The sequence below is a fragment of the Halomonas sp. C22 genome (assembly GCF_007655045.1).
In the GTDB taxonomy this organism is placed as follows: Bacteria; Pseudomonadota; Gammaproteobacteria; order Pseudomonadales; family Halomonadaceae; genus Vreelandella; species Vreelandella hamiltonii.
The window spans coordinates 43577-49966 of record NZ_VBVC01000015.1; the positions used below are offsets into that span (position 1 = coordinate 43577).

The 6390-nt window shown below is 59.1% G+C and carries 12 protein-coding genes; 1 reads left to right on the forward strand and 11 read right to left on the reverse strand.

What is annotated here, in order from left to right; translation table 11 throughout:
• Positions 1-54: 54 nt before the first annotated feature.
• The 10 genes from FEU76_RS17960 to FEU76_RS18625 form a co-directional block, all read right to left on the reverse strand.
• Positions 55-591, reverse strand: coding sequence for a single-stranded DNA-binding protein (locus FEU76_RS17960; RefSeq protein WP_144984871.1), 537 nt, complete (start codon positions 589-591; stop codon positions 55-57).
• A 51-nt stretch (positions 592-642) separates the two neighbouring features.
• Complete coding sequence (locus FEU76_RS17965; RefSeq protein WP_144984873.1) at positions 643-1437, reverse strand: DUF2303 family protein; 795 nt, start codon at positions 1435-1437, stop codon at positions 643-645.
• Entirely contained in the window at positions 1437-1796 is a 360-nt protein-coding gene (locus FEU76_RS17970) for a hypothetical protein (RefSeq protein WP_144984876.1), read from the reverse strand. Before FEU76_RS17970 ends, FEU76_RS17965 begins: the two co-directional genes overlap by 1 nt.
• A gap of 60 nt (positions 1797-1856) precedes the next feature.
• A complete protein-coding gene (locus FEU76_RS17975) occupies positions 1857-2102 on the reverse strand; it encodes a hypothetical protein (RefSeq protein WP_144984879.1) in 246 nt (81 codons plus the stop codon).
• Between the two features lie 63 nt (positions 2103-2165).
• Complete coding sequence (locus FEU76_RS17980) at positions 2166-3137, reverse strand: hypothetical protein (protein ID WP_144984882.1); 972 nt, start codon at positions 3135-3137, stop codon at positions 2166-2168.
• Positions 3130-3969, reverse strand: a complete 840-nt coding sequence (locus tag FEU76_RS17985; protein WP_144984885.1) for a hypothetical protein — start codon at positions 3967-3969, stop codon at positions 3130-3132. The genes FEU76_RS17980 and FEU76_RS17985 overlap by 8 nt, the downstream gene beginning before the upstream one ends.
• Before the next feature lie 74 nt (positions 3970-4043).
• Positions 4044-4382, reverse strand: a complete 339-nt coding sequence (locus FEU76_RS17990; protein ID WP_144984888.1) for a DUF551 domain-containing protein — start codon at positions 4380-4382, stop codon at positions 4044-4046.
• Entirely contained in the window at positions 4379-4675 is a 297-nt protein-coding gene (locus FEU76_RS17995) for a hypothetical protein (protein ID WP_144984891.1), read from the reverse strand. Before FEU76_RS17995 ends, FEU76_RS17990 begins: the two co-directional genes overlap by 4 nt.
• Positions 4672-4905 (reverse strand): hypothetical protein, encoded by a 234-nt coding sequence (locus FEU76_RS18000; protein ID WP_144984894.1) that lies wholly within the window; start codon positions 4903-4905, stop codon positions 4672-4674. Before FEU76_RS18000 ends, FEU76_RS17995 begins: the two co-directional genes overlap by 4 nt.
• 122 nt (positions 4906-5027) lie before the next feature.
• The gene (locus FEU76_RS18625) at positions 5028-5198 is read right to left on the reverse strand and encodes a PA3496 family putative envelope integrity protein (RefSeq protein WP_186299166.1); all 171 of its coding nucleotides are present in this window, start codon (positions 5196-5198) and stop codon (positions 5028-5030) included.
• 331 nt (positions 5199-5529) lie between these two features.
• On the opposite strand from FEU76_RS18625, the gene FEU76_RS18005 reads away from it, so the two are divergent.
• On the forward strand, positions 5530-5781 hold the full coding sequence (locus tag FEU76_RS18005) for a hypothetical protein (protein ID WP_144984896.1): 252 nt from the start codon (positions 5530-5532) through the stop codon (positions 5779-5781).
• Here FEU76_RS18005 and FEU76_RS18010 read toward each other — a convergent pair.
• Positions 5731-5958, reverse strand: coding sequence for a hypothetical protein (locus tag FEU76_RS18010; RefSeq protein WP_144984899.1), 228 nt, complete (start codon positions 5956-5958; stop codon positions 5731-5733). The genes FEU76_RS18005 and FEU76_RS18010 overlap by 51 nt on opposite strands.
• Positions 5959-6390 lie beyond the last annotated feature (432 nt).

Consider the following 6390-nt stretch of genomic DNA (forward strand, 5'->3'; position numbering starts at 1 on the left):
CACCGCGCAAGCAGGCGATGTTATTGATCCCCACCGTCGCCTGGGGTCTCTACGTTAGAACGGGATTTCGTCGTCAAAATCGTCGTACTGACCGGGATCGGGCGCGCCATATTGTGGCTGCCCTGGTGCGGGGCGCTGCCCTTGGGGCTGCCGGGCACCGTATCCCGAGTTATTTGGCGGGGGCTGGGGGCCTCCGCGCTGCTGATTCTGAGGTGGGTGCTGATACCCGCCTTGTTGCGGGGCTTGCTGCTGGCCACCGCTGTCCAACATCTGCATGTCGTTGGCGACGATTTCAGTGGTGTAGCGATCCTGGCCGCTCTGGTCCTGCCATTTCCGCGTTTGCAGGCGGCCCTCGATGTAGACCTTCGCGCCTTTCTTCAGGTACTGCTGGGCGATTTCCGCCGCCTTGTTGAACAGCACCACGCGATGCCATTCGGTACGCTCCTGGCGCTGGCCGCTCTGGCGATCTTTCCATGTGTCGCTCGTGGCTATGTTTAGAGACGCCACGGCGGTACCGGAGGGGGTGAAACGAACATCTGGGTCTTGGCCCAAATTGCCAATCAGAATGACCTTATTTATGCCTCGGGCCATGTGACCTCCAAAAGAAAGGGCCCGAAGGCCCTCTGTGGTTGGGTGCTGCTGTCAGGGCTGGAATGTGCCCAACAAGCATTCGCTTTCCGGCAAGCCATCAGTCACAAGCTTGGCGAACTCGGCGGCGATCTCTTCTTTGGCCGCGTCCAGCGCGATAGCACGCAGCCCAAACGATGGCCCGCCCTTGGTCTTGCTGGACACGCGCATTGCCAGGGTGCGCTCTGTCAGGCCCTCGTACGGGGTGAGCTTCCAGTAAATCACCGTGGGCAAACGGTCGGCATTCTTGACGGTGACGCTATTCATCACGCCTACGCGGCTGGAGTGCTCCTGCTGGTCGCTTTCGATGCTGGTCAGGTCATCCAAACTGACCTTGCGGAACGCATGAATGACCTTGCCGCGCTCCAGCGCCTCGCCTTTGCTGTTCTCAAACGTCAGCAGGTGGCCCCAGTCTTCGACCAGCTCGACCATTTCCTGCTGGCCATGCGTGTCACCATCTGCGCTCAGATAGGCGCTGAACTCCGGTGTCTTGGGCAGGTTGAGCGTAGCGGAGTGGTCGCAGTGGCCAGGCAGTGCCTTGTCGCCGATATCCAGATAGGAGCATGCCGCCATGGCGTCACGGTCGATAAACACCGGCGCATCGGCTTGCTGCCCTGATACGTAGGCGATGAAGTCTTTCAGCCCCTTGGTCTTGAACTGGCCACGGAATCGGCGGCGATGGTCCTGGTACTTCTCCATATCCACCAGCTTGAAGCCTTCACCGACGATCAGAGCGTGACCCTCGGCGGCTTCGGTGCCTGTTTTATGGCTGGCTTCAAGGTGCTGCAGGGCGTCTTTGGTCAATGACATCAGTGCTTCTCCTGGTGCGAGTCTTTATCGCGGTGGGGGTGGCCGATCATGTCGAACTGGTTCTTGGGCTCGAGCGTCATTTCGCCGCCCGTGTTCACGCACATGACCGTTTCGGTGGTGTGTTCTTCCGACTGCGTGCCGTGCTCGGTCGGAATCTTGAAGGCCAGCTTATGGCTGACGCCGACCCGGCTGCCGGAGCCAATGTTCTCGACCGTCAGGTCAATCGAGACCTTGGCTTTCTTCTTCGGGTTGTTCGTCGCCGCCGCCGCTGCGTGGCTCAAAACAGTGCCCAAGCGCTCAGCCAATACGCCGCCATCCAGGTCCTCAATGAACCTGGTCACATCGGTTGGGTGTGACATTGCGTGTTACCTCATGGAGGTTGGGGTGGTGGGGCCATTGGCCCCGGGGTGTGGGAAGGGTTAGGCGGCTGCCGCTTTGGCGCCGGGGTGGCCCGCGCATGAGCCGTCAGGATTGCGGTTATCGCAGCTGCTGTCACAGACCAGGACTTGCTTGCCATTTTCGAGCATTTGCCGAAGCTCTTTGCGAGCCCCTTCTACGCCATCGGCGTGTGTGACGATCTCCCCGAGGCGCTTGTCGCCATAGCTCAGCAAAACGCTAACGGGGATATGGATGTGAAAGGTGGTAGGGGTGCTGGTAAGGGTCATTGAGGGGCCTCATCGAGGAGTCCAGAAAAAGGGGCCTTGCAGCCCCAGCCGTAACGGGTGGGTTCAGGCGGCAAGCTGCTCCATGGCGTCGGCATATCCTGACCAGTTATCGACGCCCGCTGCCTGCAGGGCGAGCAACATGGCCTCGGCTTCCAGCAACCGCTCGTACTCCTTGCGGGAGATAGTCACCTGTTCTGGCGCCTTCGCGGGGACGCCGCCCTGGAATGATTCAGCGGCGGCACGAAGACGGCTGGTGTCCAGCGGCTTGCCTTGGGCAGCTGCGGGCAAGGGTTCCGGCTCAGGTTCCGGCTCAGGTTCCGGCTGTGGCTGTGGCTGTGGCGTGGGATTACGCTTCGCCTCCTGCTCGGCCTTGAAGCGTCGCAGCTCTTCCAGCTCCTTTTGCTCGGCTTCGCGCTTCTCGTTTTCCTCACGCAAGCGGCGCCGCTCGGCTTCCACTTCGGCCTGCTCGGCAGCCAGGCGCTCTTTCTCAAGGGCGCGGCCATGCATGTCGCTGATGTGCTGCAGCACCTCTGCTTTTGCGTCCTCTGCTTCTTTGGTCACGTCAAAATAATCATCGGTGTTTATGTTGACGGCTTCATCATGCAGCTCAGCCAGGGCGTTTGAGTCGAGCCCAACCGCTGTGTCCTTGTAGCTGAGGATTTCGACCTGTATGCGCTCACGCAGCTTGGCGATGCGCTGCTGCTTTTCACGTTCAGCGCGCTCGTCTTCGTGCTGCTTTGCGTCTTTCAGCGGCTGCTCGATCATGCGCAGCTTTTCAGTCAGCTCTTTGCCGTAGGCGTTCACACGGTCGACGAAGTCACGGTGGGGCTGGGTGATCGACTTGCGCAGTTTCTCGGTGCTGGTCCGGTAGCTGGTCAGCTCGCGTATGCCGGTCTTGCAAAGCGCGTAGCCGTCCTTTGTGCGAACATCGGGCACCGTGCCGTATTTCTCGCGCAGCCCTGCCAGGGCCTGCTCAACGGCGTCGAGCTCAATCAGCTCGCCTTTGTAGTCGGTGTTGGGGGCTGCGTTAGTCATTTTGCGTTACCTCTTGTGGTTGCTTGGTCTTTTCCTTCTCGGCGTATACCCGGGCGATGCCTTCATCGCGGGCCTTGATGATCATGTCTCGGCCTTTGTCGGGCTCGACGCGGGCCATGGATGCCTTGTCAGGAATACGGTCGATCATTCTGCTGGCAGCCAGCTCGATGCTCTTGGGGTGGGGGATTTGGTGGCGAAGGGTTTCGCACTCACGTTTGAGCCAGTCCGCGTAGTCCTGCCGGAGCTTTTCTATTTCGGCGTCCTGGTCTTCGGCCACCGCAATTCGGGTAGCCGCTTGCTGTGCCTGGGTGTAGTCCTTGTTGTCGAACTTGCCGTAGTAGACGTCTGCCGAGAAGCCCAGCAGCGACAGACACTTCTTGATGGCGTCGGTGATCGACTTCTTCGGTGCCTCGCCGTCGGTCTTCCATTTTCCGGTGCCTGTCCGGTAGATATAGCGGGTGTGGCCAAACTGAGTGACTTCGCCGCGCTCCCCATGCCAGCGGTACCAGAGCACCAGGCGGATCGTGTGGGTTTGCTCGTGAGCGATCAGCTCTCCCTTGTTGCCTAGAATCGGCGCGCCCACGTCAAAGCGCTCATCCTCAATGCGGTAGCCCCAGCCAATGCCCATCGGGCCAAACACTTTGGTGGCCGTCTCGATGACGTGCATCGCATCCAGCGTGGTGATCTGCTGGCCGTCTACGCTGGCTTCACGAACCGCAGTGGTCGGCGTCTTATCGACTTGGCGCCATAGCTCCAAGTGGTCGGCGCTATCGACCACGCGATAGCGCCCGGAAGGCACGCGTATGCGTGGCTTCTCGCTGGTGTGTGTCATGGTTTATACTCCGTGGTGATCGATCTCGACGTTGATCAATGGCCCCTGACGTGTTCGCGCACAGAAGGGGCTTTTTAGTTGGCGGGCGGCTCTGGCATTGGCATCCAGAGGGTTACATCTGATGCCCAGCAGGCCGCTCCCTTATCTTCGTAATGGAATGGCTCAAACCAGTCGGCTGAATCATCTGCACCGTCGCGCACATACGTCACATTCTGAGTCACGCCATTGGCGACTATCAGGCAAGGCTCGCCGTATTCGGGAAGTCGATCATTCACGCTCACCCATCCAGCCAACAGCGCCTTCAGCTCGTCTTCCTCGGCAGCATTGAATCGGCTGCCGCCTTTGGTGACCGGATAGACCATGCCGACGCCTTCAACGAAGCGGGGTGGCCCAGTGATCTTCCAGTTGCTCATGCCGCCCTCCAGTTCGCTTCCATTTCGGCGCGGTCTTCTTCCTCGCCTTGCAGCTCGTCTTCAGCTACATCCTTGGCCCAAGCAAATAGAACCGCCTCGCCGGCGGGTGACTGGATATAGGCATCAATCATGTCGGCCACCGTGGTCGTGGCGGTGAGCTCTTCGACAGCGCTGGCCAAGTCGCCAACCTCATTCAGATATGTGCCAAAACGCGCAATGCCTTCGGCGTCACCGTCATGGATGGATTCGCTCAGGGATTCTGCGCGTAGCTGGATTTGTTTGGCTCGGTTCATGGTGCTGGCCTCATTCCTGGGCAAATCTCAGCAGCGTTGCCGCGGTAATCGGGGTGGCCGGTGCGGTGATGCGGGTCAATGCCTCTCGCCGCCTCAGCGGCCCACACGGCGACCTCCTGGCAGTATTTGCGGTGCATCCGCTCGTTATCGGATGCGTCCAGTTTGCTGGCGACGATCATGCTGCCGATGATGGCGGCCAGCGCGATGAGGCTAAGGGCTCTCGCGGTCATGGCGGGTTACCTCTTTGATTAAATGGGGTGGGTAGCCCATGCGTTTGGCAGCGACGCGAGCCAAACGGCGGCTACAAAAAAGCCCCAGATCGGGGCGGGGGATTACCAGGTGACGATGCCGCTCACGCAAGATGAAGCGGGTCATCCCACACCTCTCGAATTTGGCGCTGCAGCGCTCGGTCAGCCAGGCGCTGGTCAATGTCTCGGCGCTTGCTGTAGCGGGCTGCTGCCGTTTTGTCGTTGCGGCTGTTCAGCTCGCCTTTCGTGATTGCCTTAGTGGGTAGGGTTTCCATAAAGCCTCCTGTGTTGGGCGCGCTGCCTCGCGGCTCTCGCAGTGCCAGTGCAGTGAGTCGTGGTAGGGAAGCAGCGCGGGCATGGTCACGATGCGCGGCCATGCCGTAAAAAAGCCCGCTGGGCGCGGGCAATGAGTGCGCATCCTTGCGCAGGGGAGTTGATGCTTCAGGAACATCGGTGGAATGCCCTCTCGGGGACATACCGCTTTTAACGGAAAGGACACTCCCCGATGCCGCCTGTATTCTCAGCCCAAGCGGCAGGCTCTGAATGGCACTATCGCAGGCCCCGCGTCTTAGCTATCCTGAAGTTTCCACACACCAGGAGCTAAAAATGGATAAACCACAAAAACTGCCGCGTGTAGCAGCGCTAACAGATGTAGATTTTGGACAGCAGCATGATGAATTGAGAGAGCAGCTAAGCACGCTTTCAATGCTGGCAGCTAAGTCAGGTCCTGAGGGCGCTACGGCTGCTATTCGCGCTCAATCATGCATCAACAATCTGTTCGCGAATTTAAGTGCTCGTATGCAAGTGCTAGAGCAGCTTGCTATTCGGGACGGCAAGTACCCCACTGAATACGAGTAACGCTGCATTGGTAAAAGGGTGGCTGTCATCGCCTGCGTTGGCAGCCACCTTGTTCATCAGCATCTGTTCAAGCTCTCGCTGCTCTTGTCTGAGCTGAGTAATTTCAACTTCTTTTTGCTGTATGGCCGCGTGGTTTTGCTGTGCTGCAAGGTAGAGCGCTTTCAGTTCTTCGTTCATGATGACCTCCTTTGAATGGCTTTTCGGATGCTCCCGGCATCAAAGCAAGGAGCAACCATCGAACTCTCGTTCCTTACGCACAACTGATCTCGCTATCGGCAGCCTGGGGTCGCAATCCAGAGTGCCTACGCTTCCACGTCAGTTAGGAAACGCCCCGCGACGAGTGCATCTTGTGGGTGTGCTTTCTCGCCTCCGCTTACGGGGTGGCTGTGCGCGTACTACGTCATGTTGTTAAAGAGCGTGGCCTGTGAGGGCCTGAACACGGTGCGCTGTGTTCTGCTCATAAATATAGGCATACCTTTCACATCAGTCAACAGGAATACCTATATTTTTTGAAAGGATCGGGTAGGGGCCGGGGTCACCCCCGGCGCCCTCCCACACCACCGTACGTACGGTTCCGTATACGGCGGTTCATGAAGAACGGTTAAGCCC

Bases quoted from the DNA above. Each gene is read 5' to 3' on its own strand.
- FEU76_RS18625 (WP_186299166.1), bottom strand. From the start codon at position 5,198: ATGGAAACCCTACCCACTAAGGCAATCACGAAAGGCGAGCTGAACAGC.
- FEU76_RS17990 (WP_144984888.1), bottom strand. From the start codon at position 4,382: ATGAGCAACTGGAAGATCACTGGGCCACCCCGCTTCGTTGAAGGCGTC.
- FEU76_RS17970 (WP_144984876.1), bottom strand. From the start codon at position 1,796: ATGTCACACCCAACCGATGTGACCAGGTTCATTGAGGACCTGGATGGC.
- FEU76_RS17965 (WP_144984873.1), bottom strand. From the start codon at position 1,437: ATGTCATTGACCAAAGACGCCCTGCAGCACCTTGAAGCCAGCCATAAA.
- FEU76_RS17975 (WP_144984879.1), bottom strand. From the start codon at position 2,102: ATGACCCTTACCAGCACCCCTACCACCTTTCACATCCATATCCCCGTT.
- FEU76_RS18010 (WP_144984899.1), bottom strand. From the start codon at position 5,958: ATGAACGAAGAACTGAAAGCGCTCTACCTTGCAGCACAGCAAAACCAC.
- FEU76_RS18005 (WP_144984896.1), top strand. From the start codon at position 5,530: ATGGATAAACCACAAAAACTGCCGCGTGTAGCAGCGCTAACAGATGTA.
- FEU76_RS17960 (WP_144984871.1), bottom strand. From the start codon at position 591: ATGGCCCGAGGCATAAATAAGGTCATTCTGATTGGCAATTTGGGCCAA.
- FEU76_RS17980 (WP_144984882.1), bottom strand. From the start codon at position 3,137: ATGACTAACGCAGCCCCCAACACCGACTACAAAGGCGAGCTGATTGAG.
- FEU76_RS18000 (WP_144984894.1), bottom strand. From the start codon at position 4,905: ATGACCGCGAGAGCCCTTAGCCTCATCGCGCTGGCCGCCATCATCGGC.
- FEU76_RS17995 (WP_144984891.1), bottom strand. From the start codon at position 4,675: ATGAACCGAGCCAAACAAATCCAGCTACGCGCAGAATCCCTGAGCGAA.
- FEU76_RS17985 (WP_144984885.1), bottom strand. From the start codon at position 3,969: ATGACACACACCAGCGAGAAGCCACGCATACGCGTGCCTTCCGGGCGC.